This window comes from Gilliamella sp. BG1, from assembly GCF_046635625.1.
In the GTDB taxonomy this organism is placed as follows: Bacteria; Pseudomonadota; Gammaproteobacteria; order Enterobacterales; family Orbaceae; genus Gilliamella; species Gilliamella bombi.
Genome location: NZ_JBIDFG010000004.1, coordinates 114526 through 140773, shown reverse-complemented (window position 1 = coordinate 140773; position 26248 = coordinate 114526). Strand labels below are relative to the sequence as shown.

17 protein-coding genes and 1 CRISPR repeat array are annotated in these 26248 nt (G+C 35.3%); of the genes, 7 read left to right on the top strand and 10 right to left on the bottom strand.

Translation table 11 applies throughout. From position 1 onward, the window contains the following. Positions 1–132 precede the first annotated feature (132 nt). A complete protein-coding gene (tal, locus tag ACGH80_RS03045) occupies positions 133–1083 on the top strand; it encodes a transaldolase (RefSeq protein WP_411630513.1) in 951 nt (316 codons plus the stop codon). Positions 1084–1219: 136 nt separating this feature from the next. After that, positions 1220–3226 (top strand): transketolase, encoded by a 2007-nt coding sequence (gene tkt, locus ACGH80_RS03040; RefSeq protein WP_411630512.1) that lies wholly within the window; start codon positions 1220–1222, stop codon positions 3224–3226. 182 nt (positions 3227–3408) lie between these two features. Here the strand turns inward: tkt and ACGH80_RS03035 are convergent, their stop codons facing one another. The 3 genes from ACGH80_RS03035 to ACGH80_RS03025 all read right to left on the bottom strand — a co-directional run bounded on the left by ACGH80_RS03035 (position 3409) and on the right by ACGH80_RS03025 (position 7378). Continuing rightward, positions 3409–4797 (bottom strand): MATE family efflux transporter, encoded by a 1389-nt coding sequence (locus ACGH80_RS03035; RefSeq protein ID WP_411630511.1) that lies wholly within the window; start codon positions 4795–4797, stop codon positions 3409–3411. Between the two features lie 8 nt (positions 4798–4805). After that, positions 4806–6122, bottom strand: a complete 1317-nt coding sequence (gene rimO, locus ACGH80_RS03030; RefSeq protein WP_411592662.1) for a 30S ribosomal protein S12 methylthiotransferase RimO — start codon at positions 6120–6122, stop codon at positions 4806–4808. A gap of 329 nt (positions 6123–6451) precedes the next feature. Further along, a complete protein-coding gene (locus tag ACGH80_RS03025) occupies positions 6452–7378 on the bottom strand; it encodes a siderophore ABC transporter substrate-binding protein (protein WP_411630510.1) in 927 nt (308 codons plus the stop codon). A 168-nt stretch (positions 7379–7546) separates the two neighbouring features. On the opposite strand from ACGH80_RS03025, the gene ACGH80_RS03020 reads away from it, so the two are divergent. Next, positions 7547–9517, top strand: a complete 1971-nt coding sequence (locus tag ACGH80_RS03020; RefSeq protein WP_034911754.1) for a TonB-dependent receptor domain-containing protein — start codon at positions 7547–7549, stop codon at positions 9515–9517. Between the two features lie 522 nt (positions 9518–10039). On the opposite strand, the gene mmuM is transcribed toward ACGH80_RS03020, so the two are convergent. From mmuM to mfd, 5 genes are all read right to left on the bottom strand, one after another. Further along, positions 10040–10981, bottom strand: coding sequence for a homocysteine S-methyltransferase (gene mmuM / locus ACGH80_RS03015; protein WP_411630509.1), 942 nt, complete (start codon positions 10979–10981; stop codon positions 10040–10042). Continuing rightward, on the bottom strand, positions 10968–12371 hold the full coding sequence (gene mmuP / locus ACGH80_RS03010; protein ID WP_411630508.1) for an S-methylmethionine permease: 1404 nt from the start codon (positions 12369–12371) through the stop codon (positions 10968–10970). Before mmuP ends, mmuM begins: the two co-directional genes overlap by 14 nt. Before the next feature lie 89 nt (positions 12372–12460). Next, complete coding sequence (locus ACGH80_RS03005) at positions 12461–13753, bottom strand: DUF945 family protein (protein ID WP_174798553.1); 1293 nt, start codon at positions 13751–13753, stop codon at positions 12461–12463. A gap of 313 nt (positions 13754–14066) precedes the next feature. Beyond that, positions 14067–15578: a YdgA family protein gene (locus ACGH80_RS03000; RefSeq protein ID WP_411630507.1), complete on the bottom strand. Its 1512-nt coding sequence runs from the start codon at positions 15576–15578 to the stop codon at positions 14067–14069. A 36-nt stretch (positions 15579–15614) separates the two neighbouring features. Further along, positions 15615–19073 carry a transcription-repair coupling factor gene (gene mfd / locus ACGH80_RS02995; protein WP_411630506.1) on the bottom strand — a complete coding sequence of 1153 codons (3459 nt, stop codon included), beginning with the start codon at positions 19071–19073 and terminating at the stop codon, positions 15615–15617. A 158-nt stretch (positions 19074–19231) separates the two neighbouring features. On the opposite strand from mfd, the gene lolC reads away from it, so the two are divergent. From lolC to lolE, 3 genes are read left to right on the top strand one after another with little or no spacing between them, the layout of a single operon-like run. Beyond that, positions 19232–20434: a lipoprotein-releasing ABC transporter permease subunit LolC gene (gene lolC / locus ACGH80_RS02990; RefSeq protein ID WP_034911788.1), complete on the top strand. Its 1203-nt coding sequence runs from the start codon at positions 19232–19234 to the stop codon at positions 20432–20434. Next, entirely contained in the window at positions 20427–21131 is a 705-nt protein-coding gene (gene lolD, locus ACGH80_RS02985; protein WP_065590452.1) for a lipoprotein-releasing ABC transporter ATP-binding protein LolD, read from the top strand. Before lolC ends, lolD begins: the two co-directional genes overlap by 8 nt. Before the next feature lie 12 nt (positions 21132–21143). Beyond that, positions 21144–22382 (top strand): lipoprotein-releasing ABC transporter permease subunit LolE, encoded by a 1239-nt coding sequence (gene lolE, locus ACGH80_RS02980; RefSeq protein ID WP_411578662.1) that lies wholly within the window; start codon positions 21144–21146, stop codon positions 22380–22382. A 54-nt stretch (positions 22383–22436) separates the two neighbouring features. Here lolE and ACGH80_RS02975 read toward each other — a convergent pair whose 3' ends face one another. Together ACGH80_RS02975 and ACGH80_RS02970 are read right to left on the bottom strand one after the other, a co-directional pair. Continuing rightward, the gene (locus tag ACGH80_RS02975; protein WP_411630505.1) at positions 22437–23168 is read right to left on the bottom strand and encodes a rhomboid family intramembrane serine protease; all 732 of its coding nucleotides are present in this window, start codon (positions 23166–23168) and stop codon (positions 22437–22439) included. Between the two features lie 43 nt (positions 23169–23211). Next, entirely contained in the window at positions 23212–23706 is a 495-nt protein-coding gene (locus ACGH80_RS02970; protein WP_411630504.1) for an N-acetyltransferase family protein, read from the bottom strand. 321 nt (positions 23707–24027) lie between these two features. Next, a CRISPR array of direct repeats spans positions 24028–24714; the repeat unit is 28 nt; unit sequence GTTTACCGCCGTGTAGGCGGTTTAGAAA. A gap of 604 nt (positions 24715–25318) precedes the next feature. Between ACGH80_RS02970 and ACGH80_RS02965 the strand changes: the two genes are divergently transcribed. Next, on the top strand, positions 25319–26245 hold the full coding sequence (locus tag ACGH80_RS02965; protein ID WP_411630503.1) for a hypothetical protein: 927 nt from the start codon (positions 25319–25321) through the stop codon (positions 26243–26245). Positions 26246–26248 lie beyond the last annotated feature (3 nt).

Below are 26248 nucleotides of genomic sequence, written 5' to 3'. Positions count from 1 at the left end.
TTTATGTTTTTAGCCTATCTGATTTTTGACAACAAGATAGATTAATGACCACCTCATGACAAAGTCGTTTTATTGTTGAATAAATGTTATTATACTTTCATTATAGTAAAACGTTGTATGAGGATAAAATGTATGAGTCAATTAGATGAATTTAAAAAATTAACTGTAGTGGTAGCCGATACTGGTGATATCGATTCTATTAAGCAGTTTTCCCCCGAAGATGCAACAACCAATCCTTCCCTCGTTTTGAAAGCAGCGCAACTTCCTCAATATCGTTATTTAATTGATTCTGCAGTTGAAACTGCGAAAAAAATTGGTGGCAGTAAAGAACAACAATTAGTTAATGCGTGTGATCAGGTTGCAGTTAATATTGGCGCCGAAATTTTAAAAACAGTTCCTGGTCGTATTTCGACCGAAGTGGATGCCCGTTTGTCTTTTGATAAACAAGGATGTATTGAAAAGGCACGTGAAATTATTGCACTTTATGAAGAAAAGGGTATTGATAAGTCACGTATCTTAATTAAAATTGCTTCAACTTGGGAAGGTATTAAAGCGGCTGAAGTGCTAGAAAAAGAAGGGATAAACTGTAATTTAACTTTGCTATTTTCGTTCGCACAAGCACGTGCTTGTGCTGAAGTAAATGCATTTTTAATTTCGCCTTTTGTGGGCCGAATCTATGATTGGTATCAAGCTAAAAAATCAATCGAACCTTATGTTGCGGATGAAGATCCGGGCGTAATTTCTGTGCGTAATATCTTTAATTATTATAAACAACACGGTTATAAAACTATTGTTATGGGGGCTAGCTTTCGTAAGGTCGATCAGATTTTAGCATTAGCAGGTTGTGATAGATTAACTATTTCACCTAATCTATTAGCCGAAATGCAACAATCAAATGCGCCTGTTGTACAGAAGCTCAATCCAAATCAAACCATAGTTGCTCGTCCTGCGCCAATGACTGAGGCCGAATTTAGATGGCAACATAATAGCGATGCTATGGCAGTTGAAAAATTAGCCGAAGGGATTCGTGCTTTTGCCGTAGATCAAGGCAAATTAGAAGATATGATTGGCGCATTGTTATAATCATATAAAACAATTGGGGAGTATGCTCCCCATTTTTATGCTATTTCTTTCGTTAATTTAAATAACGATTTTGCAAGTGATGTTAACCTTGCAGGTATTAACAAATTTAAACTCAAAATTTTTTGGAGATGATGACATGAATGCAACCACACTATCTCACCGCGAACTGGCGAATGCGATAAGGGCATTAAGCATGGATGGCGTGCAAAAAGCAAAATCAGGCCATCCTGGTGCACCTATGGGTATGGCGGATATGGCCGAAGTACTTTGGCGTGGCTTTTTAAAACACAATCCAACCAATCCTAAATGGGCTGATCGTGACCGTTTTGTTTTATCAAATGGTCATGCATCTATGTTGATTTATAGCCTATTGCATTTAACTGGTTATGATGTGACGATTGATGATCTTAAAAATTTCCGTCAGTTGCATTCAAAAACTGCAGGACACCCTGAATATGGTTATGTGCCAGGTGTCGAAACAACCACAGGTCCACTTGGGCAAGGTATTGCCAATGCTGTAGGTATGGCAATTGCAGAAAGAACATTAGCGGCACAATTTAATAAAGCAGGTCATACTATTGTTGATCACCATACTTATGTGTTTATGGGCGATGGTTGTATGATGGAAGGAATATCGCACGAAGTGTGTTCATTAGCAGGCACGTTAAAGCTAGGTAAACTAATTGCATTTTATGACGATAATGGAATTTCAATCGACGGTGAGGTAGAAGGTTGGTTTACTGATGATACCGCAAAACGTTTTGAATCTTATGGTTGGCATGTTATTCGTGGTATTGATGGGCATGACGCTAAAGCCTTAAAACAAGCGATTGAACAAGCGCAAGCAGTAAGTGATAAACCATCACTACTAATGTGTAAAACGGTAATTGGTTTTGGTTCGCCAAATAAAGCAGGTAGCCATGAAAGTCATGGTGCACCTTTAGGTGATGCTGAAATTGAAGCAACCCGTAAATCATTAGGTTGGAATTATCCTGCTTTTGAAATTCCTAAAGATTATTATGATGCTTGGGATGCGAAAGCAAAAGGTAAACAGCACGAAGATGAATGGAATGCTCGTTTTGATGCTTATGCTAAGGCCTATCCTGAATTAGCTAAAGAATTCAAGCGTCGCGTTAATGGTGATCTGCCTGCAGACTGGTCACAAATTGCTAACGATGTGGTTAATAAACTACAAGCAAACCCTGCAACAATAGCTACTCGTAAAGCATCACAAAATGCTATCGAAGCATTTGCGCCAGCTTTACCTGAATTTTTAGGTGGTTCAGCAGATTTAGCACCAAGTAACTTAACCATGTGGTCAGGCTCTAAAGAAATTTTAGCTAATGCTGATGGTAACTATATCCATTATGGTGTGCGTGAGTTTGGTATGTCAGCAATCATGAACGGTATTGCCTTACATGGCGGATTTATTCCTTATGGTGCAACATTCTTAATGTTTATGGAGTACGCACGCAATGCTATTCGTATGGCTGCGTTAATGAAAATCCGTTCATTATTTGTTTATACACATGATTCAATTGGCTTGGGTGAAGATGGCCCAACGCATCAACCCGTCGAGCAAATGGCAAGCTTACGAGTTACGCCAAATGTGAGTACTTGGCGCCCATGTGACCAAGTAGAATCAGCTATTGCTTGGCAGTATGGTATTGAGCGCAAAGATGGTCCAATTGCATTAATCTTCTCAAGACAGAATTTAAAACAACAAGAACGTACAGCTGAACAATTAGCCAATGTCTATCGAGGCGGTTATATCTTAAATGATTGTACTGGTACTCCAGAGTTGATAATTATTGCTACTGGTTCAGAAGTAGAACTTGCAGTTGAAGCTTATCATCAACTTACACAAGCAGGTAAAAAAGTGCGAGTTGTGTCAATGCCATCAACTGATGCGTTTGATAAACAAGATAGCACTTATAGAGAGTCAGTATTGCCATCATCAGTGACAGCTCGCCTAGCTATTGAAGCTGGTATCAGCGATTACTGGTATAAATATGTTGGTCTTAACGGCAAAGTCGTTGGCATGACAAGCTTTGGTGAGTCAGGTCCAGCTGATCAACTATTTAAAGCATTCGGCTTTACTGTTGAAAATGTACTTGCGCAAGCAAATAGTTTATTGAAATAGTTAATTTATTATACTAAAAAACACCATCAGTGAAAGTATTGATGGCGTTTTTTTATTTAAATAATGAGTATTAATCAAAAGGATTAACCCATTTTTTGTTTAATTATTGAAAATTCAATAATTGGTTATTATAAAAATGTAGTTAATCCTTTCTATATTATTAAATTTTTATATAGATGATTTTACTTTGATGCCCATTCTAAAATAACTTCAACGGGTTGTTTTTGAATATAGATCATCCTAGCTATTAATAGTAATGCCGCAACAGCAAGTCCTGATATAATACCTATCCAAAAACCAGCTGCGCCAATTGGTTGAATGATTAGGTCGGTTAATCCTAAAACATAACCAACTGGCAATCCGACTACCCAATAAGAAAGTAGAGTAATAAAAAAAATGCTTTTAGTGTCTTTATAACCTCGAAGCACATTACTAGCTACTACTTGTAAATAGTCAGACGCTTGATAAATAGCGAGTAAAATAATAAGTTGCATACAAATAGCAATTACAGCATTTTCTTGTGTAAATATGGTGATGATTTGTGAACTAAAAATAACTAAAATTAATGCAACTATAATGGCGATTGCTAAGGATATGGCTAAACTAATGTAAGAAGTTTGTTTGGCTAAAACTGGTTTTCTTTTGCCCAGTAAATAACCGACACGAATACTAGTAGCAACCCCAAGAGATAATGGAATAGCGAAGGTTAAACTGCTGATGGTGAATATAATTTGATGTGCAGCAACGGTTATTTGACCTAATGGGGCAATTAATAATGCAATCACAGCAAATAAGCTCATTTCAAAAAAGTAAGCGAGAGCAAGAGGAGTACCAAGCACAACAATTTTTTTGATTATAGCAAAATCAACTAGTTTGGTGATTGGTGTTAGGCGAATGTCGCGTTGGCTTGCGCTAGTGAGTGTATATAAGCGTATTAATATAAACATGAGCCAAAAGATGATTGTCGCTGTAATGCCACAGCCGACCCCACCAAAAGCAGGTAAGCCTAATTTTCCATAGATTAAAACGTAATTAATTGGAATGTTGGCAAGAAGGGCAATGAATATAATCACCATGGCTGGCTTTGTGTTTGATAGCCCTTCACATTGATTGCGGTAGACCAAGAAAAGCAAGAATGCTGGCACACCCCACATTATGGCACGTAAAAATTTGGTTGCCACGTCCATCATTTCTGGATCAATAGGGTGATCGTCCGAGCTTCTTAAGTTTATTATTAGGTCGGAATGATAGAGAACTAACATCATAAGCACTGATAATACCAATGCGATGACAACGCCTTGCCGAGTATGATCGGCAACTTGGTTTCGTTTAGCTGCACCATTTAGGTTTGAAATAATTGGCGTTAAAACAGTGAGTAAACCTTGCCCAAATAAGATGGTAGGTAGCCATATCGAGACAGCAATGGCTACCCCAGAAAGTGCCGTTTTACTATAATTGCCTGCCATGATAGTATCAACAAAGGTGATCGCAGTTTGCGATACTTGCGCAATTAGCACCGGAACTGCCAATTTAACCAGATTTTTTACTTCGTGTTTATAATGTTGTTTCATGGTGTTAATTAACGTTTAACCGTTCCCCATAGATCGTACTCATCGGAATGCTCAATGTTAACCTGAACAATATCACCGACTTTGACTTGGTTTTCTTCGTTTAAATAAACAACGCCGTCGATTTCAGGGGCATCAGCCATACTACGACCTATTGCACCTTCATCATCAACTTCATCAATAATGACAGCTAGCGTTTTGCCAATTTTGGCTTGTAATTTTTGCGTTGAGATTTTTTGTTGTAGTTGCATAAAGCGATCAAAACGTTCTTGTTTTATTGCTTCAGGAATTTGATCGGCAAGTTTATTGGCTTCAGCACCTTCTATAGGACTGTATGGAAAGCAGCCAACGCGATCTAATTGCGCTTGTGATAAAAAGTCGAGCAGTAATTCAAAATCTTGTTCTGTTTCACCAGGGTAACCAACAATAAAAGTTGAACGTAACGTGATATCAGAACAGATTTCTCGCCATTTATGGATACGTTCTAAGGTTCTTTCAATGGTTCCAGGTCGTTTCATTGATTTTAAAATTGTTGGACTTGCGTGTTGTAATGGCACATCTAAATAAGGCAAAATTTTACCATCTGCCATTAATGGAATTAGATTATCGACACTTGGATAAGGATACATATAATGCAATCTGACCCAAATTCCCAAACTTGATAATTGTTCGCAAAGCGTTTGAATATCAGTTTTTAATGGCATTCCATTCCAGAAACTGGTCCTGTTTTTGATATCAACGCCGTAAGCTGAAGTGTCTTGTGCAATAACTAATAATTCTTTAACACCACTGTCGGCTAGTCGTTTTGCTTCATCAAGTACGTTACCAATAGGGCGACTAATCATTTCACCTCGTAATGATGGAATAATGCAAAATGTACAACTATGATTACAACCTTCAGAAATTTTTAGGTAAGCATAATGTTTTGGTGTTAGTTTTATACCTTGTTGGGGGACTAGACTGGTAAATGGATTATAAGCAGGTTTTGGTGCATATTTATTAACATGATTTAGTACCGCTTCATAGCTGTGTGGACCTGATATTTCAAGTACTTTTGGGTGTACAGTCCTAATTTGATCTTCTTTGGCACCAAGGCATCCAGTTACAATGACTTTGCCGTTTTCATTAAGAGCTTCGCCGATTGCTTCTAGAGATTCTTGTACTGCACTGTCAATAAATCCACAAGTGTTTACAATGACCAGATCGGCATTGTCATAGCTAGGTACGACTTGATAACCTTGTGTACGCAGTTCGGTTAAAATTCGTTCAGAGTCAACTAAATTTTTAGGACAGCCAAGGCTCACAAATCCAATTGTAGGGGGTAACATATTCATAGTATTTATAATAGTGTGTTATATTAAAGAGGTATTGTTTGAGAATTCAATAAACAATATTTGTTAATTATCGTTTACAAATCAAAATAAAGTCGGCATTTTATCACATTTCATCATAGTTAATATACCGATTTTCTAATTTCAAATTTACATTAGCAATGCTTTGGCTTATCTATTAAGTATTAGTAATAACTCGGAAAGTAGTTCGTTTGAATAAAAAGAATTATTTATTAAGTATTTCTCTGATATTTATCAGTATAAAATAAAGCCTTTATTGACAATAAAGGCTATTTAAAAAATAGAAAGTTAACAATCAAGTTATATTATCTTAATGCATTAATGATTTCGTCAATTTGACGATCTATGCTTTCAGCACCACCACCCGACAAATACCAAAGATCAGGAGTTAAATAAACAACCTGTGTTTTGCTTTTGTTTAATACTTTTTGTGAAAAAAAGTGCTCAGCCATACCTTGATTGCCGATTGCTTTGCTACGATCAACAACAAAAATAATATCAGGTTTGACTGATTTAATGTAATTATCATCAATAAAAATTGGTTTTGGTTTGCCTATTAAGTTATTTGCGGGCATAACGGTGAGTGGTACCGCTCGTTTAACATCTAGTACATCGTGAATCAATGCCGCGCTGGAACTTGAATTGATAAGAATCATCTTCCCATCGTTATGAATAGCAACAATAGCTTTTTTGGAACTAGCTTCGGCTACTGCTCGGGCATGTTGAATTTTTTCATCTAATGACTGAATAATATTATCAGCTTTACTCTCTGTGCCTGTAATATTTGCCAGTAGGTGGATATGATTTTTGGTTGATTCAACATAATTTTGGGCGTTAACACTTAAATTAATGACTGGTGCAATTTTAGATAGATCTTCAGTTTTACTAGCTTGACGGCCATCAATAATAATTAAATCTGGCTTAACTTGTCTGATTGCATCAATATTGGGTTCTTTCATATTGCCTGTATCGGTAATTGATGTTTTGTTAAATTGTTGCAAATAAGAAGGGATAACTGATAGTGGAGTTGCAACAACTATCGAACCTTTACCTAACGCATCTAAAGTATCTAATGCCCCATAGTTCATGACAACAACTTTTTCGGGCGACTTAGGAACTTGTACCGTTTGGTTGTTGGCAGTTACACTCATTGTTGTCGTTGATTGGCAACCAGTTAAACTTAATATAATCGATGCAATACTACTTAAAAATATCTTTTTCTTTTTATTCATCTCAAATTTTCCTGTGTTTATATAAATGATAATTATTATCATTTAACAAAAAGGATTTGTCTAGCTATAAATAATTTTTTAAAGATATTGATAATCATTCTCATATAGTGTAGTCTTCATATATCTTATAAATCTATAAATGTCATTATAAATAATAGGGTTATAACAATGAAAGCAAAAAAGAAGATTAAATTGGCTACAAATGTCATTAATACTAGTATTTTGTTGTCATTATCGACAGCTGCTATAGCAGCTAGCAATTCAGATACTGACACCATGGTTGTTACTGCATCGGGGTTTTCTCAACAAGTCAAAGAAGCACCGGCTACCATTTCGGTAATTACACCAGAAGAAATTGAAAAAAAACCTTATCGTGATGTCACAGATGCGTTGAAGGATATTCCTGGAGTAAATATTACTGGTGGTGGTGATTCTACTGATATTAGTATTCGAGGCATGGATGCCAAATATACCCTAATATTAGTAGATGGCAAAAAGGTTAGTACCCGCGAAACAAGACCAAATAGTGATAATTCAGGATTTGAACAAGGATGGTTACCACCATTAACGGCAATTGAACGTATTGAGGTTGTGCGAGGCCCTATGTCGTCATTATATGGTTCTGATGCGATGGGAGGGGTTGTTAATATTATTACCAAAAAAGTGTCAAATAAATGGCAAAGTGGTATACGTTTAGAATCGGTTATTCCTTATCGTTCAAAAGAAAAAGATACATATACTGGCAGTTTTTCGACCATGGGACCGATTATTGATGACGTTTTAGGTATACAACTTTATGGGCAGTATTCAAATCGTCATGAAGATAAATTTCTTGCTGGTCATGCAGGACAAAAATTACGTAGTTTAAATGGTAAATTGTCTTTAAATGCTACAGACACACAAAAATTTGATCTCGATTTTGGACGAGCTTTACAAAATAGTAATGCAACTGCAGGAAAAACAAGAGATAAATCTAGAAGTGATTTTAATAGAGATAATAGACGAAATACGTTTGCTTTAACACATAATGGTTTGTTTGGTGATGTCTCTACAACTTCATTTGTCTCTTATGAAGGAAATAATAACCCAAAAAGGAACATGAAAATTCGTAATACGGATGTAGATACACGTGTTACTATTCCTTTTAGTATTAACATGCTGACTTTAGGCGGAAAATATAATTATCAAGAGTTGCATGACGAAGGAAATCAACTAAAAACGACATTATCTAAAATTGATCGTTGGAATTATGCGTTATTTGGAGAAGATGAGTTACGTATTTTAGAAAATTGGAGTTTAACATTAGGATTACGTTATAACAAAGATGAAAATTATGGTAGCAACTGGAATCCAAGAGTTTACAGTGTGTGGAATATTGATGATAACTTTACGTTAAAAGGCGGTTATTCTACTGGTTATGCTACACCACAATTACGTTATGTGGTGACGGATTGGGGGCAAGTTACTGGTGGTGGATATTCTGATGGTGTAATCATTGGAAATCCAGATTTAAAACCAGAAAAAACAAATAATTTCGAAATTGGTATAGGTTATACCAATGATTATGGTATTGATGCCTCTGCAACTGCATTTTACACAAAATATAAAGACAAAATTCAATCATATTATATTTGTAATCGTAAAAAAGGAAGCAAGTGTTTGTTGAATGGTTATAGTAAAAAATTTGACTTTATACAAGGCCGTGAAAATGTTGGCAAAGCTGATCTTAAAGGCTTTGAATTTTCATTTAAAACGCCTTTATTTACTGATTTCCTATTAACATCTAACTATTCTTGGACAAAAACAGAACAAAAAAGTGGGCAATTTAAAGGACGATCTTTAAATCGAACCCCTAAACAAAAATTCAATACTCAATTAGATTGGTATGTCACCCAACAATGGGATTTATGGACAAAAATGGCCTATTATGGCATGGAATCGTCTAATAACCGTGATGGCACAAAAGTTGAATATCCTGGTTATACTTTCTGGGACATCGGTGCATCTTATCAAATACATAAACAAGCTAAGGTTTATGCCGGTGTTTATAATCTATTTGATAAAAATGTAACTAACGATGATTTTGGTAAAACCTTAGAAGGTAGACGATACTTTGTTGGGACTGAGGTTAATTTTTAATCATTAAGTAAATTTAATTTTGTCTATAATTTTAAGGCAGCTTTTTAATATAGCTGCCTTTTTAATGATATTATTCAATTAAATATTATTTAATCTGATCTTGCAATTAAATTTGTGTATTCATTTATTTATGAATTGCTTAATACGGTAATTTATTAAAAAATGGACATATTTATCCAAAACAAGAAAAGTGAAACGAGTCGGTTTATTTTAGAAAAGTTAATTGCTTCCTTCAAATGATAGATAGTAAAAATTTAGGATGGAACATTGCACTTATTTGTAGTGCTATTAATTGCGATTTATAATCAAATGAATTAAGTTTAATTATTAATTGTTCAGTAGCTTTTCATTGTACTAGGGAATTATTGACTGGACTATCAGGCTTTAACTTGATAGAAGAAAATAAAATCAAGTGTTTAACTGATGGTTTTGTTGGTTTAATTTGATTGGATTTGAAGCCGTTTAAGATATTATCGCAAAACTATAATAGCTCTTCATGCTCAAAATCCAATCACAATAAAATTAATAATCCTTTAATAATCTCACAATCTCTTTAATATCATTCGGTGTTGTTTGGCAGCAACCGCCAATTAATTTTGCACCTAATTTTGTCCAGATTGGTAGTTGATTTTTGAAGGTGCAATCATGTTGATGGTTCTTGTGCCACTGTTTTGTTATTGGATCATATTGTTCACCTGAATTTGGATAAACAATTAATGGTTTGGTTGTAAGCTTATTTAGCACTTCTAATGCTGGAGTAACACTTTCTAACGCAATGCAGTTAATACCAAGGCTTACAATTTGCTCGAAGTTGTTTAAATAATCTATTACTTGTGATAATGGTGTGCCATCGCTAAGATGCAGGGCATCTTTTAATGTAAACGAAAACCATGCATTGATAGTTGGAAACTGCTGTATCAATTTAACTAACGCTTTAATTTCAGCAAAAGAAGGTAGAGTTTCACAAGCAAGGATATCAACTTGGGCATTAATCAAGGCTTGAATGCGATCACGGTGAAAATCAATAAATTCAGCTTCAGTTAGTTGATAGTCGCCAGTATATTCTGACCCATTAGCAAGATATGCTCCATAGGGACCAACTGACCCAGCAATCAATAATGTTTTATTTTGCTTTGTTTCATTCAAATACTGCTGTTTAGCTTGCTGTGCAAGTTCAACGCTTTTTTTTATTAATTTGATAGATTCATCAAACGTAATTCCTTTTTTTTCAAACCCTACTGGTGTGGCTTGATAGCTGGCGGTGATAGCGCAATCGGCGCCAGCTTTAAAATAGTCATAATGAACTTGATAGATCAGTTCGGGCTTTTCAATTAATACTTTTGCCGACCATAGACTATCATTAAGATCGCATCCACGGCGTTGTAGTTCACTGGCTAGTGCACCATCAATAATAATGTGATTTTTTTGTTTGAATAGTGCACTAATTGGATTATAACTTGTCATTTTTTACTGCTCGTTTTTGATAAGATTGGGTAAAGTGATGCGCAATAAAACAGACAATTACAAAAGGAATACCGCAATAAAGCGCAATGCGTTGTTCTGGATCGAATGCTAAACCAATGCAAGCAATCAAACACAGAATAAACCCTAAAATTGGCACAAAAGGGTAAAATGGTGCTTTATATTTTAAGGCATTTTTTTGATTTTCGGATAGTTTCTTTCTAAAAAAGTAATGTGAAATGCAAATACTTAACCAAACTGCTACCACGGCGAAGCCAGAAATAGCGGTTAATGCTACAAATACAGTATCAGGAGCTATCACGCTTGAAAATAACGCTAACAATCCACCAAGCATACTTACTGCAATAGCGATCATTGGAATACCTTTATTGGTTAATTTAGCAAAGCACTTTGGTAGTGTACCTTGATTAGACAACGACCACATCATACGCCCAGAGGCATAAAGTCCTGAATTAGCGGCTGATAAAATAGCGGTTACAATAACAAAATTAAATATATCAGCAGCATATGGAATACCGATATTTTCAAATACCATTACAAATGGACTAGTAATAACGCCAGCTTGATCCATAGGTAGTAGAGAGGCTAACACAATAATGGTTCCAATAAAAAAGAGAATCAATCTTAAAATTGTTGTTTTAATGGCAAGTGGAATCGATTTTTCGGGATTATGAGTTTCGCCCGCAGCAATACCAATTAACTCGGTACCAGAAAAGGCAAAATTAACTGAAACCATCGTCATGATAATTGGTGTTATACCATTAGGAAACCAGCCATTATCGGTAATATTGTGTAAAAAAGGTGCTGGCATGTCATTTTTCATAGGAACAAAACCAAAGATAGCAGCAGCTCCAGCAACAATAAAAATAATAATAGTGATGACTTTAATGATTGAAAACCAAAATTCACTTTCGGCAAAGAATTGAGCGGTTATAATGTTTAATGCAAAGATTACGATACAAAAAATTAAACACCAAATCCAGACCGAAACAGTAGGGAACCAATACTTCATACATAATCCAGCTGCGGTTAGACTTGAACCAAGTGCCACTGTCCAAGTTAACCAATACAGCCAAGCAACGGTATAACCAGTGCCAGGACTAATAAAGCGAGAAGCATAAGTGTGAAATGCACCTGTTTCAGGCATAGCGACAGCCAGTTCGCCTAGGCACAACATCACTAAATAAACAACTAATGCACCAATTAAATAAGCAATAATAGCGCCAATAGCCCCAGCAGTAGCAATAATATAACCAGTATTAAAAAATAAACCTGTGCCAATAACGCCACCCAGTGACAACATAATTAAATGACGGGTTTTCATGGTTCGTTTAAATTGGTTTTCTGTTGTGGATGATGAATTTGTATTCATAAATTTTTTTGCTTAAGTTAAAAATAATAAGATTCCGCCAAAATTAGTGGCGGAACTAAATAGGTTAATTTGAATAATAAATTAGCTAATTATAATTGTTCAAAGAATTCTTCTTTTGTTACTTTTTTACCATTTACGTTAACTTCATCACTATCTTTGGTTAGGCTTATATCAGAATAGATACCTTTGGTTTTACCATTGCTTGAAGTAAAATATTGAGAGCTACTAATGAAAAATGCGGACATCATTTGTAGGTTTTGATTTGCTTTAGCAATTTGTTCTGGTGTTACCGTGTTAGAGTTAGGGTTTTCGATCTGTGCGGACGTATACGCTAATACATCAAATGGTGCTTCAAGTTTTAATTTTAGTGAGTCAATTTTATCGTAATCAGCTTCATCAATAGCTGTACTATCTACATCAGACATACTGAAAATTAGGTTAAGATTAATATCGCCTGCAGGATTGTGCCAATTCAATTTATTTAACGAAAAATTAATATAATGCTTTTGTTCTGTATCATCTGAGTCAGGATAACCTATTCCCAATTGATTAGTGAATAGATGTTTATCAAGTCCTTTAAAATCAATATCTATCGAGCCATAACCTAGATTTTGTTGTCCATAAATAATTGAATCTACACTACTTGAAAATGATCCATCGACAGTATTGGTGACGTCATTTAGGACATTTTTTTCGTCCATAACGAATTTATTAATAACAACCGAAACTGGTTTTGAATTAAATGATGCAGGGTAGGTTAATAAAATTTTATCAATTTCAATTTTAGTTGATATGTCAGAGCCAGTAGTATAACTACCAAAGGTGTACTTGCCTTCACCAAGTTCTAATGCACTATCAATTCTTGGAAAGAATGGAACTTCATTTTGGGTAACTTTTATTGCTTTGCTTGCTAGTTTAACAGTGATATATTCGCCATAACTTATACCTGCATGTCCTGTAATAAAAGGCTGATTGCCCGCTAGCTTCCAAAGTGTCGGATTAGTTTGTTCGCTCATTTCATATTCTAACCAAGCCATTTTAGGCGCAAAACTTCCTTTGGCGAGTGCAGCGATAGGAAATGGACCATGATGAATAGTAACATCATCAGAAAATAAGGTTTTAGGTTGAGCATCGTCGCCTGTAGCATTTTGGAGTGATGCTGTAATAGTTAAATGCAATTTAGTTGAAAAGATATTCTTTTCATAATTACTTTTTATAATATTAAACGTAAAATCGTTTTGAGTTTGATTAATTTTGTTTGTAATTTGTACCAATTCATTATCGATGTTATTTTCGATCATGTTGCCTGTATGCCATGCAGTGCCTACGTAAGCAACCCCTAATACAGCAAATATTCCTATAGCAAGTGTGGTTTTTTTCATTATAGTTCTCTTAGTTATTTATTATATTTTAAATTATCATTCCTGATGATTTATAAAATCAACCAGCAAACTTTTAATATATTCAAAGTGATAAATTAATTGTAATCCTAGTTGTTATAATTTTAATCGATTTGAGCTTTCTAGGCGATAGTTTTTTGATTTTTTGTAAAATGCACCTATACAAGTTTAAATAAGTACCCTAGCATATTATGGTGCATATATTGTTAACTACTACGCTTGAATCTAAAATAATCGCTAAATTAACCAATATCATTGAAACATTTTATAATTTTTTTAGTGTCGCTAAAATAAATTAGAAATTTCCAAAAAAATCTTTTTTATCTAGTAATTGTCCATTTACCTTTACGCTTTGATTGCCTTTTGTATACTCCACATTAGAATAGATACCTTCTGTTTGATCTTTATTAAAGATAAAAAATGGTGATCTACTAAAAAACATTTTGGCATTGGTTTTTATTACAGCGCTTTCTTTTGCAATTTGTTCTGATGTAACTTGCTTAGTGTTAGGGTTTTGGATTTGTGCGGACAAACTAGCTAAAACATCAAACGGAGCTTCGAGATTGAATTTAAGTGTATTTATTTTGTCATAGTTTTCTACATCAGTATTTGAGCTATTTATTTCTGATATATTAAACAATAAGTTAACATTAATGTCGCCACTAGCATTGTGCCAATTCAATTTATTTAACGAAAATTCAATATTGTGTTTGTCGCTCTCACTTATGTCAGGATCAGTTGTTTCAAAGTGAGGATCGAAAAATTGTCTACCAACCCCTTTGAAGTCAATATCAAATGATCCACTACCTAGATTTTGTTGACCGTAAATAATCGAACCAATACGACTTACAAGCGAACCTTCAATTGTATTATTGCTATCATTTAAGATATTTTTTTGACTCATCACGATTTTGTCAATAATCACTGATTCGTTTTTCGGTGTGGATGATTTGAAATTTAATGTAATTTTATCAATACTGCTTTGCTCATCAATATTTCGATTTTTGTAGTTAGCACGACCTTTTGATTTTAAGTTGTCAATATTAAAATTCCCTTTTGAAAGATAGCTATCAAAACTGTAGTTAATATTGCCAATATTAAATTCATAATCGATGTCTTCTGTGGTAGTCAGTGGCTTTAATGACAGTTTAAAGTCATCAAAGTTAAAATGATGGGTATCGTCAGAAAGAAAAACTAATTTATCCAGTTTGATTTCAGCCTTGATGTCAGAACCATCGGTATAGCTACTAAAGGTATAACTGCCGTTACTGATATCTAAGATACTATCATGAATGGTTGGGATTTCGTTTTGCGAGGCTTTAATCGCTTTGCTTGCTAGTTTAACGGTAATATATTCGTCATAACTCACGCTTGTATGTCCACTAATAAACGGTCGATTGCCCGCTAGTTTCCAAAGTGTTGGATTTGCTTGTTGACTCATTTCATATTGTAACCAAGCCAATTGTGGGGAAAAAGTCCCTTTTGCAAGCGCAGCAATAGGAAAAGGACCATGATGGATAGTGACATCGTCATCAAATAAGTTTTTTGGATAACTACCTTGAATAGTCGATTCACGTGGTGATACGGTCACTGTTAGATGTACTTTTGTTGAAAAAATACCTTTGTCATAATGGTTTTTAGTAACGGAAAATGTGAAAAGATCTTGGGACAGGTTAACTTTGTTTGTGATTAGTGCTAATTGGTCATCAATATGCTCTTCAATCATATTACCGCTGTACCATGATGTACCTGCATAAGCCATACCTAATACAGCAATTATTCCTATAGTAAGTGTGCTTTTTTTCATTGTGGCTCTCTTAGTCGTTTATTGTAATTTTAGTTATCATTCTTGATGACTTGCAAAATCAGACAACAAATTTTTAATATATTCAATGCGATCGATTCGTTGCAATTCTGATTTTTGTAATTTTAATCGATTTGAACTTTCTAAGCGATAATTTTTTGGTTCTTTTTGAATTATTTCAATTAAGTAATCGACTGACACCTTATTATTATTACCGAATTCAATATAACCGCCTTTTTCACCAAATTCAATCTTAGTAATGCCTAATTGAGTTGCGTGATAACGGATTTTGGTAGTTTCTAGTAAAAAAAGCACTACATCGGGCAATTTACCAAAACGATCACGCATTTCAACTTGAATATCGGTGAGTTCGATAAGATCGGTGATACTCGCAATACGTTTATATAGTGATAAACGTGTATTAACATCGGGAATAAAATCATCAGGAATAAGTGTTGGTAAGCGTAACTCAATTTCTGTTTGTTGATTATTGATTAATGATTCAAGTGTTGGCTCTTTGCCTTCTTTTAGTGATTTGACGGCCTCATCAAGTAGCTCAATATAAAGGTTAAAGCCAATGGTCTCAATTTGGCCGCTTTGATCGCTGCCTAATAACTCCCCAGCACCTCGAATTTCAAGATCGTGTGTGGCTAGAGCAAAACCTGCACCTAAATCTTCAAGTGAGGCAATTGCTTCTAGGCGTTTTTTGGCATCTTTAGTGAGTAATTTAGGATGTGGGGTTAATAGATAAGCGTAAGCCTGATGATAAGAACGTCCAACTCGTCCTCTGAGCTGATGTAACTGGGCTAAACCAAATTTATCGGCACGATCAATGATAATGGTATTGGCATTAGGAATGTCGATACCAGTTTCAACAATGGTTGTACAAACAAGTATGTTAAAACGTTGATGATGAAAGTCATTCATTACGCGCTCTAAGTCGCGTTCATGCATTTGCCCATGACCAATGGTAATTCGTGCTTCGGGCACCAGCTCTGCAAGTTTTTCGCTTACTTTTTCGATATCAGAAATATCATTGTGTAAGTAATAAATCTGACCACCACGTAAAATTTCACGTAAAATGGCTTCTCTAATCACGAGATCATCATATTCTCTAACAAAGGTTTTCACTGCTAATCGGCGAGCTGGAGGGGTCGCAATAATAGAAAGATCCCGCATACCACTCATTGCCATGTTGAGGGTTCTTGGAATTGGCGTTGCGGTTAGTGTTAGAATATCAATGTTTGCTCGCATTGCTTTAATTCGTTCTTTTTGGCGGACGCCAAAACGATGTTCTTCATCAACAATCAACAGGCCTAAATCTTTCCATTTGATATCTTCTTGTAACAATTTATGTGTGCCAATTACAATATCAATTTTGCCTTCACCAAGAGCTTCTATAATACTTTTTTGTTGTTTGGCGGTTTTGAATCGAGACAGGCTTTCTATGCGAATTGGCCAGTTTGCAAAGCGATCACAAAAGCTTTCGTAATGTTGTTCTGCAAGTAAAGTTGTAGGAACTAAAACTGCTGTTTGTTTATGATTAATAACGGCTAAAAAAGCAGCTCGGATCGCTACTTCTGTTTTACCAAATCCAACATCACCACAGACTAATCTATCCATGGCATAAGGAGAGCACATATCGCCAATTACTGCCCCAATGGCATTTTGTTGATCATCAGTTTCTTGATAAGGAAACCCTTGGCAAAATAGTTCATACTGCTCTCGGTCTTGTTTAAATTCAAATCCGGGTTTACTTTCACGTTCAGCGTAAATATCTAGTAATTCAGCTGCAACATCTCGTACTTTTTCGGCCGCTTTTTGCCGTGCTTTACTCCAAGCATCAGTACCTAATTTATTCAATGGTGCGTTTTCTTCATCGCCACCAGAATAACGGCTAATTAGATTTAATGATGAAACAGGAACATAAAGCTTGGTGTCATTGGCATATAATAGAATAAGATATTCAGCCGTAATCCCACCTGTTTCTAATGTGGTAAGTCCTGCATATCGACCAACGCCATGTTCTAAATGGACAACGGGTTTGCCGGGTGTTAGCTCAGCTAAACTACGAATAAGTGAATCAGTATTGATAGCTTGTTTATTTTCTTTTTTACGACGAACTACTCGTCGTCCTAATAGCTCATTTTCAGTAATAAAGGCAAAATTATCTTGCTGATTGATAAAGCCCTGTTCACTAGCTCCAACGATTAAATAAAATCGGCTATCACTGTTTTTTCGTTCATCAAGTAAATTGATGGTAGTGGGGTGAATACGAATTCGTCCAAGAATTTCTTGTAAAGCCTCTTTGCGTCCTTCTGATTCAACCGAAAAGATGATTGTTCCTGCAAAATTTTCAACAAATTTTTGAAATTGCAAATAAGGATCTTTTTGTTGGATCTCAATAGCAATATTAGGTAATGCTACATAAGGCAAATTAACGTTTTTATTTGATTCAATCGTTATTGCATGCGATAAAACCATTCTTGGGTAGTTTTTGAAATTGGCAAAAATCTCGTCAGTTTTAGACCAAATAACATTTGGTGCAAGTAATGGTCGCATAGGATCGACTTTGCGACTTTCATAACGTTGGGTAATATCTTGCCAATATTTGTTAGCATATTGCTCAATATTAACTGTATTGATAATTAAGCTATTTGTTAAAAAATAAGAAAATAGAGGTGTTAATGGTTCGTTAAAAAACAGTGCTTGCCAATATTCAATACCAGTTGGCAAAATATTTTTACTAACTTGTTGATAGATGCTTTCTGAGTCTAATCTAACTTCAAATTGTTCTCGCCATTGACTACGAAACAACTCAATAGCTGTTTTATCGAAAGGAAACTCATGGGCTGGTAGCAATTGTATTTCAGCAATTTCATCAAAGGTACGTTGAGTTTCGACATCAAAAGTACGGATACTGTCGATTTCATCATCAAAAAAATCGATGCGATAAGGCTTATCACTGCCCATGGGGTAGATATCAAAAAGCGCTCCACGAGTAGCATATTCGCCATGCTCCATAACTTGGCTGACTGAACGATAGCCAGCATTTTCAAGTTGAAGGCGTAAATGTTCTCGGCTAATTTGTAAGCCTTTTTTCATCATAAAAACATGTCCACCCAAATAACTTTGTGGACAGACTTTTTGCATTAAGGTATTAATGGGTAAAATTAACGCCCCTTTGGTTAAATGTCCAAGATGATAAAGGCAAGATAAGCGTTCTGATACGATATCTTGATGAGGAGAAAAGCTGTCATAAGGCAATGTTTCCCAATCTGGAAAGATAATAGAAGGGAAGGATGTAAACTGCTTTAGTTCTTCATGAATGCGCGAGGTTTGTTGCATATCATCAGTGACAATCACAACTATACCTTCATGTGCATCTATAGCTTGAGCGCAAAATTGTGATAAGGAAGAGCCAACTAGCTGCCCAATTTGCTTTACTTCACCTGATTTTTGAGGAATTAAGTTTGAAATATTAACTGTTTTAGACATGATGAGTTCGTTGATGTCGCTGAAAATTTATTGTCAGATTATAACGTAAGTATGAGGTTGTTTTCTATAACTGTTTAATCCTGTATGATAAGCACCTTGCATTTAACTAGCAAAACTTTGTAAAAAAGTTTCAGGTAATATATACGTTTATGTCAAAAATATTTCGTCCATTAGTATTCTTTATTGGTTTGCGCTATGTATACGGGCAAAAAACGGATGGGTTTGGTCGCTTTGTATCATGGTTGTCGATGATTGGGATTATGTTAGGTTCAATTGGTCTAATTGTGGTCTTATCTGTCATGAACGGGCTTGAAGATCAGATGCAAAGTAGTATTTTAAAGTTTTTACCTCAAGCCCAGATCACAACACCACAAGGTAGGATAGATCCTAAGGTCATTACTCGTGAGCAATTTAATCAGATTCAAGGTGTTAATCGTATTAGTTCTTTGGTGTCGAGTGATGTGGTTTTGCAAAGTGAGCAAAGTATCACTGTAAGCACACTAATGGGCATTAACCCAGAAGATGATGATCCTATTAATGATTATATCTATAGTGGATCGTTCTTAGATCTTCAAGCAGGGCAATACAATGTTATCATAGGGCAAACGTTAGCTAATCAATTAGGTGTAACTGTTGGCGATAAAATACGTTTAATGGTAACAGATGCAAGTCAAATTACCCCAGTTGGGCGTATACCTTCCCAGCGTTTATTTAATATTGTAGGACTGTTTACGGTTAACCACGATATCAATCAAACGCTTATTTATGTCAATCAATCTGACGCCAAAAACTTATTACGTTATCCTCCTAATATGATTAGCAGTTGGCGTCTATTTTTAGATAAACCACTGGATATTGCCTCGATAACCAATACCCCATTACCTGAAGGATTAGTCTTTAAAGATTGGCGAGCTAAACGCGGTGAATTATTTCAAGCCATTAAAATGGAAAAAAATGTCATGGGATTACTTATTAGCCTGATTGTGATTGTTGCGGCTTTTAACATTATTACTTCATTAAGCTTGCTGGTGATGGAAAAGCAAGGCGAAGTCGCTATTTTAAAAACACAAGGTCTGTCTCGCTTTAAAATTATGTTAATTTTTATTATTCAAGGTGCAAGTTCAGGAATAATTGGCACGTTATTAGGTAGCGCCTTAGGACTGCTACTTGCTATTAACTTAAACGAAATCATGCAATTGTTAGGTTTATCTTTAGCTGGTATCTTGCTACCTTCATTGGTTGAACCATCGCAAATTATTTTAATTATTATTGGATTGCTTATGTTATCGCTAATTTCAACACTTTATCCTGCATATCGTGCAGCCAATATTCAACCTGCCGAGGCTTTACGTTATGAATAATTCACAAATATTACTAAGTGCCAAAAATCTTTATAAAACTTATAACGAAGGCAAAATGGTAACCGAGGTTTTAAAAAATGTCTCGTTTGACATTTATTCACAATCATTACTCGCCATTATAGGTAGTTCAGGATCAGGTAAAAGCACTTTATTGCATTTGCTTGGTGGCTTAGATAATCCCACATCTGGCGAAATTATTTTTAAATCACATCAGTTAAATCAATTATCTGAACAAGAAAAGGCACGTCTACGCAATCAAGAAATTGGCTTTGTTTACCAATTTCACCACCTATTGCCTGACTTTACCGCGCTTGAAAATGTAGCCATGCCACTATTAATTGGCGGCGTTTTACCCAACGAAGCTAAAAAACGGGCTATGGCAATGCTAGAGTCGGTTAATTTAGTCAAACGAGCAAATCATCGTCCTTCCGAGTTGTCTGGTGGAGAACGCCAACGAGTGGCAATAGGGCGTGCATTAATTAATAACCCCGCTTTAGTAATGGCTGATGAGCCAACAGGTAACCTTGATAAATCAACAGCCGATTCTATTTTTGAGTTACTGATTAAATTAAATCGTGAACATGGAACTGCGTTTTTGGTTGTTACACATGATCTTGAGCTTGCTAATAAACTTGATAAACAAATGGTGATGAGAGATGGTCAACTTTCTGATAGCGCATCATCAGATAACAATTAATGGATAATTAATATGAATTTATCTTTAATTACCGCCATAAAATTTCGAAAAGGGCGTCGTAAAAGTGGTATGGTGTCATTAATTTCGATTATCTCAACACTCAGCATTGCTATTGGTATTGCGGCATTAATTATTGGCTTAAGTGCCATGAATGGCTTTGAGCGTGAATTACACAATCGAGTGTTATCGGTAGTGCCACATGGACAATTCTATCCAAAATACGGCAATTTAGATAATTGGCAACACGTTCAACAAGAACTTAAAAACAATAATAATATTGTATCAGCCTTGCCATTTGTTAATTTTACTGGATTGATTGAAAACGGTAGTAAGCTTGGTGCTGTGCAAGTACAAGGTCTTGACCCTGAACAAGAAATGCAATTCAGTTCACTACCGAATTATGTACTGAATAATAAATGGCAAGATTTTAAGCCCGATAGCCAACAAATTATTATTGGAGCAGGGCTTGCTAAAAATTTATCAGTGAGTGAAGGGGGATGGGTTTCTTTATTAATTCCTGTTTCGAGTAGTCCAAATCAACTCAAACCACCTAAAAGAGTCCGTTTGCAAGTAGTAGGGATTTTAGAATTAAGTGGCAGCTTGAGTAATAATATGGCAATAATTCCATTAACAGATGCACAGAAATTACTAAATATGGGCGATAGCGTTACAGGTATTATGGTAAATGTAAAAGACGTTTATCAATCCAATAACCTTATTGGTCAAGCAGCATTAAGGCTTGACGAAGATCTGTTATTTAATAGTTGGGAACAGACGTTTGGCTTTATGTATCGTGATATTCAAATGATTAGGCAAATCATGTATCTGGCCATGATTGTGGTCATTGGCGTGGCTTGTTTTAATATTGTATCGACTTTAGTCATTGCCGTAAAAGATAAACAGCGTGATATTGCCATATTAAAGACCCTAGGCGCAACTAATCGTTTAATCAAACATATTTTTATATGGTATGGGGTGATTTCAGGGTTAATTGGCAGTCTAATTGGAGTTATTTTAGGCGTAATACTGTCATGGCAACTTTCTAACATCATGGGCTTTATTGAGTCATTAATGGGGCATAAAATCTTAAATAGCAATATCTATTTTATCGATTTTTTACCATCCGAAATTCATCTGTTTGATGTGGTAATAGTGTTTATAACCGCCATGTTACTCAGCTTAATTGCTAGCTATTATCCAGCTAAACGTGCTTGTAAGATTGAGCCTGCACGGATTTTAAATAGCTTTTAAATAGGTTTTGCATAAACAAGGCGCTGTTTAATGATAATCAGCGCCTTTTTATTATTAATAATAGACATAATAACCACTAGGCAAAGCATAGTGCATATATTGCACATAAATCCCCAATGCAGTCACAATAAATACAAGACCAATAATAAGCAGAGTTAACTTACTTGGGTATTTGAATATTTTAATACATAACGAAACAGCCCCACCAAGTACAAAACCAGCACAAGCACCACCAATATGCGCCATATTATCGATAGATGGCAATAACCCTAACCCAGCAGTTAATACTAAACTCACCAGCATTGCTTTGACTGGCATTTCTTGTATATTGGTTTTAAATACCAAACAATAAGCCAACAATGCGGTAATAATACCCAAAATAGCACCCGAGGCACCACAGCTAATCACATTTTGATTGATGGTGGCAATATCGCTTGATAAGCTTCCTACTAGCCCTGAAAAAAAGTAAATGCCAACAAAAGCAAGGCAAGGAATGCGCTGTTCTAAAATAGGACCAATGCTCCATAATGCCAGCATATTCATAGCTAAATGAGTAAAACTGACATGCATAAATAAATTAGTAAACATGCGCCAATATTGGCCAGAAAAAGTTAACTCCGCAACATCGGCTCCCCAATCAATCAAAAAATGATTTTCATATAATGGCGAAAACCCACGGCTATCAACTAGCCGAAATGCAAAAAAACACAGAATATTGATTACTACTAGCGTTGTGGTGATTTTAGATTGACTGGCGTAATATTTAATATCATTAAAGGTGCTCATTAAAAATCCTTTTGAATAGGTAAATTTTATCGAAAGAGGTCAGTTAATCTAACCGTTTACCTAATATCACTAAATCACGCTGAACATTATCTAATTCAGCAATTTTTGGAAGAAGTCCCCATTGTTGATACTGCATTTTTTTAAATAAATTAACACTAGGTAAGTTATGTCGAAACACATAGCTAAAAATTGCCTCAATTCCAGCCTGTTTAGCAAATTGTTCAATTTTATCCACCATAAATTGACCAATTTTTTTGCCACGAAAATCTTGATGAAGATATAAGCTAATCTCAACGGTTTTATAAAAAGCGGGGCGACCATAAAACGAAGATAAACTAATCCAACCACAAGGTTTATCTTGATATTTAATTAACCAAAGTGGACGATTGTTAGGGTTATGTTGGTAAAACCATTCCAATCGACTTTCAACAGAAACAGGCACTGTATCGGCAGTAACTTGGCGACCAGCAATTGTTGAATTATAAACATCAACAATAAATGATAAATCTTCTAATGTAGCATCGTGGTAAGTAATCATGTTTTTTTGCTTTAAGTGGTTTAAAGTGAAATTATTGTAATTTTATTATTGTTTATTGGCAATAAAGCATATTTTTATAGTGAGAAAAATAATGTATAGTAATATTTCACATTTAAAATAAAATCAATTCACTAGATGGATTTTTTGAAAATACAATTTAAAAATTGCCTCAAAATATAAAATTTAGCTAACCCTTTTTTTTTAACAATAAATTAAAATCAATAAAAACAAAAGGTTAATAATATCTTGTAAAAAAGGGTTTTTGACAGAAAAAATCCTGTTTGTCTTTTGCTAAATGGAATTATAGTATATTGGCTTCTAGTTTACCGCCGTGTAGGCGGTTTAGAAACTGGCTAAAAAATGTACTAAAATTTACGTAGTTTACCGCCGTGTAGGCGGTTTAGAAAATGATAATCATTAACTTCATAATTACTATAAAGTTTACCGCCGTGTAGGCGGTTTAGAAAACTAGCAACAAATCGATTAACAGCAAGAGGGCGTTTACCGCCGTGTAGGCGGTTTAGAAATGCAAATATCGCAATGGATGCAAAAGATTTCAGTTTACCGCCGTGTAGGCGGTTTAGAAAAAGTAATACCTCATTTTGCAACCCTCCTTTTTGTTTACCGCCGTGTAGGCGGTTTAGAAATAGCTTTTTATTTAAATCTTCAACGACAACAGGTTTACCGCCGTGTAGGCGGTTTAGAAAATTGCGAACATTATCAGAATCAATTTTTACAGGTTTACCGCCGTGTAGGCGGTTTAGAAACGTTTGGGAGCCAGGAATACGCACGAGAAGAATGTTTACCGCCGTGTAGGCGGTTTAGAAATTCACATCTCCGTCATTGATTGCATAACCAATGTTTACCGCCGTGTAGGCGGTTTAGAAAATTTGACGGAGGTAGTGTTTTTTACACTTACAGTTTACCGCCGTGTAGGCGGTTTAGAAAGTCAATCTCAATCGGGTTATAATTGGTTTTTAGTTTACCGCCGTGTAGGCGGTTTAGAAAAGTTTACCTTCAGGATGATATGTCATTTGAACGTTTACCGCCGTATAGGCGGCCTTTTGTATAAAAATAGAAATTTCTGTATAACTGGTTGATTTTAATGAAAATAAAAAATTAAATAAAATCAACACTCTACCTGGGCGATTTTATGGGCGTAATACATCTTATAACATGGTAAGGATTATATGTTCATTGGTTGTTAGGTAATTCACTAATTCCTTGGTTTAGAAATTATCACCAATATTCATGATATTCACAAAAGTTAAGACTTACAAAACCTAACACCGTATTCTAATTAAAAAATTGCATAAAAAACTAGCCAAGTTTTTTTAAAATGGCTATACTTTAATCTCCTTAAAGGAATGGATTATTAAACAATCAAATAAATATAAAAATTAAAATAAATCATTAATTTACTTGACAGGTGAACCGTAATGCATTATCATTTTAGACACCAGACACCAGACACCAGCACTGGCAAACCTATGTCTTAAATTTATCAAATAAACATACTAGTTGGATTTTTAGCCCCGCCACGTTTATATTTTCAAAGTTATCTTCCAAATTATTATCAAAATTATTCCGAAAATTTCTGTTAGTATTGGTATTGTTATTATTATCTTCTTTATGGAGTTTACAGGCATTACCCGTGAAAAATGGTCGAAGGATTAATCGTAGTGATGCCGTAATACTGCCATCGTCACAATGGGGTGAGCTTAAATTTATAAAGCCCAATCTTGAGCTGGGTGGACTCCATTTTGCTGGCCCTGCTGATATATGGCACCCAGATTATGGGTTCTTAGTTCAATCAACCGATCAGGGATCATATAACCTAAATTTTCCGACAACGGGCGCAAATGGGTTATATTTTGATTTAATCATAAGGGGAGATGCCGATGAATTAACATGGGGAACGCCAATTACGCATGATGGAATTACCGCTACAGTAACAAGAAAAACAAAATGTAATGCCCAATGCGATGTTGAATTTCGCGTTACACTAACAGGTCCAGAGGCAAGAAATCAATGGTTCAATCCTTATTCTAGTCGAATTGCTAGGCCAAGGTTACCGCTGACCTTTGAGTTAGTGGGGAGAGATAGAGAGGGGAACGAGGTAATTAAATATGGATTTGTCCTGCAAAAATGGTTCGTAGTTAGGGGGGCTGAATTATATCACTACCCTGATATGGTAACTTGGTGTAGTGGTTTGGGTTATCGTGTGCCACAGGTTAAGGATCTGACTAACGCTGTTTGTTCTGGTATTGGCTCAGGTCCGAATTGCCAAGGCTCTATCGGCGCTACACCTCCATCAAAAAATAATAATTACCTGCGTACAATAGGTGCTGGATTATTTTCGGAGTGGGGCTTTATGTATCATTACGCTGGTGCGGACTTCGTTGACCAAAACTATTGGACAAGTGACACGACTAGAATAGGGCAGTTTAGTGGTCAGTTTGATGTGGGAGCTAGTAACGGTGATATTTTTTGGTTCAAGACTTCTATTATTAATTATGGTCTTTGCACCACCCCTTAGTTT

Excerpts from the sequence above, each read along its gene's own strand:
- mmuM (WP_411630509.1), bottom strand. The coding sequence starts at position 10,981 with ATGACAAGTTATAATCCAATTAGTGCACTATTCAAACAAAAAAATCAC.
- lolE (WP_411578662.1), top strand. The coding sequence starts at position 21,144 with ATGAATTTATCTTTAATTACCGCCATAAAATTTCGAAAAGGGCGTCGT.
- ACGH80_RS03025 (WP_411630510.1), bottom strand. The coding sequence starts at position 7,378 with ATGAATAAAAAGAAAAAGATATTTTTAAGTAGTATTGCATCGATTATA.
- mmuP (WP_411630508.1), bottom strand. The coding sequence starts at position 12,371 with ATGAATACAAATTCATCATCCACAACAGAAAACCAATTTAAACGAACC.
- ACGH80_RS03035 (WP_411630511.1), bottom strand. The coding sequence starts at position 4,797 with ATGAAACAACATTATAAACACGAAGTAAAAAATCTGGTTAAATTGGCA.
- mfd (WP_411630506.1), bottom strand. The coding sequence starts at position 19,073 with ATGTCTAAAACAGTTAATATTTCAAACTTAATTCCTCAAAAATCAGGT.
- tal (WP_411630513.1), top strand. The coding sequence starts at position 133 with ATGAGTCAATTAGATGAATTTAAAAAATTAACTGTAGTGGTAGCCGAT.
- ACGH80_RS03000 (WP_411630507.1), bottom strand. The coding sequence starts at position 15,578 with ATGAAAAAAAGCACACTTACTATAGGAATAATTGCTGTATTAGGTATG.
- rimO (WP_411592662.1), bottom strand. The coding sequence starts at position 6,122 with ATGTTACCCCCTACAATTGGATTTGTGAGCCTTGGCTGTCCTAAAAAT.
- ACGH80_RS03020 (WP_034911754.1), top strand. The coding sequence starts at position 7,547 with ATGAAAGCAAAAAAGAAGATTAAATTGGCTACAAATGTCATTAATACT.
- lolD (WP_065590452.1), top strand. The coding sequence starts at position 20,427 with ATGAATAATTCACAAATATTACTAAGTGCCAAAAATCTTTATAAAACT.
- tkt (WP_411630512.1), top strand. The coding sequence starts at position 1,220 with ATGAATGCAACCACACTATCTCACCGCGAACTGGCGAATGCGATAAGG.
- ACGH80_RS03005 (WP_174798553.1), bottom strand. The coding sequence starts at position 13,753 with ATGAAAAAAACCACACTTGCTATAGGAATATTTGCTGTATTAGGGGTT.
- ACGH80_RS02975 (WP_411630505.1), bottom strand. The coding sequence starts at position 23,168 with ATGAGCACCTTTAATGATATTAAATATTACGCCAGTCAATCTAAAATC.
- ACGH80_RS02970 (WP_411630504.1), bottom strand. The coding sequence starts at position 23,706 with ATGATTACTTACCACGATGCTACATTAGAAGATTTATCATTTATTGTT.